Origin of the sequence: Mesorhizobium sp. M7A.F.Ca.CA.002.04.1.1 (genome assembly GCF_004022805.1) — a bacterium.
Lineage (GTDB): Bacteria > Pseudomonadota > Alphaproteobacteria > Rhizobiales > Rhizobiaceae > Mesorhizobium > Mesorhizobium ciceri.
Map to the genome: position 1 here is coordinate 1 of NZ_RZPL01001014.1, position 1,497 is coordinate 1,497.

General features: G+C 63.5%; 1 protein-coding gene. It reads left to right on the plus strand.

Features of this window, described 5'->3' with window-relative positions:
- On the plus strand, positions 1 to 1,209 hold a 1,209-nt coding region (locus ENZ75_RS31605; protein WP_164888165.1), incomplete at its 5' end, for an ABC transporter substrate-binding protein.
- Positions 1,210 to 1,497 lie beyond the last annotated feature (288 nt).

Below are 1,497 nucleotides of genomic sequence, written 5' to 3' on the forward strand. Positions count from 1 at the left end.
GTCATCCACAACCTCACCCGCTGGTGCGATGCCTCGGTGCCCGGCAATTCGGTCGCCGCGCGCATGGGCGCGCTGGTCAATGCCGACACCAAGAAGGTGGTCGATGGCGGCATCGAAAAGGTCGATGACTTCACCATCAAGCTGAACCTGCCCAAGCCCGACATCTCGCTGATCGCCGGCATGGCCGACTATCCCGCACTGATCATGCACCGCTCCTATGAGGGCGACGGCGATCCCCTGAAGGCGCTGGCCATCACCACCGGTCCCTGCGAGCTGGTCAGCTGGGATGCCGAGACCGGTGCCGAGGTGAAGCGCAAAGACAAGCCCTGGTGGAAGGGCGAATTCTACTTGGACGGCATCAAATGGGTCGACTACGGCTCCGACCCCAACGCCATGCTCTCGGCCTTCGAATCCGGCGAGATCGACACCGACCACGAGACCGCTTCCGATGCCGTCTCGCAGACCGAGCAGATGGGGCTGATGAACTCCGAGATCGCCACCGGCTCGACCATCGTCGCCCGCTTCAATGTCGCCAACGCGCCCTATGACGACGTCAAGGTGCGCCGCGCCGCCCAGCTCGCCGTCGACAATGCCGCCGTGCTGGCGCTCGGTCTCGGCGGCCGCGGCAAGCCCGCCGAAAATCACCATGTCGGCCCCATGCACCCCGAATATGCCGATATCGGCCCGGCGAAGCGTGACGTCGAGCAGTCGAAGAAGCTGTTGGCCGAGGCCGGCAAATCAGACCACGAATTCGAGCTCATCTCCGTCGATGTCGAATGGCAAAAGAGCACCGGCGACGCCATCGGCGCGCAGATGCGCGAGGCCGGCCTCAAGATCAAGCGCACCGTGCTGCCGGCCGCCACCTTCTGGAACGACTGGAGCAAATACCCCTTCTCCTGCACCGAATGGCTCGGCCGCCCGCTCGGCGTCCAGGTGCTGGCGCTGGCGTATAAATCCGGCGCCGCCTGGAACGAAAGCGCCTACGCCAATCCCGAATTCGACACGCTGCTAGACAAGGCACTGGCGACACCCGACGCCAAGGCGCGCAAGGAGATCATGGGCAAGATCGAGCAGAATCTGCGCGACTCGGGCATCATCATCCAACCCTACTGGCGCTCGGTCTACCGGACCTGTCGCAAAGGCGTCGAAGGCTGCGAACAGCACCAGGCGCTGGAGCAGCACTTTGAGAAGGTGTGGATTGAGAGTTGAGAGGCGGTCCGCGCTAGCGGACGTAAAGCCAATTGCTTGGCTTTACGAGCCTCGAACGCTCTGAGCCTGCGAAGGGCCGGGCGACGGTGATGCGCCGGCATTTCTAACCTTCTCCCCTTGTGGGAGAAGGTGGATTGCCGCGCAGCGGCAAGACGGATGAGGGGTGTTCCAGCTTGGCGATACGCCAACAGTAAACGCCCTGAACCAGAGCAGAACCTTCACCGCCTCACTCCGTCACGCACCCCTCATCCGTCTCGGCGCTGCGCGCCGATCCACCTTCTCCCACAA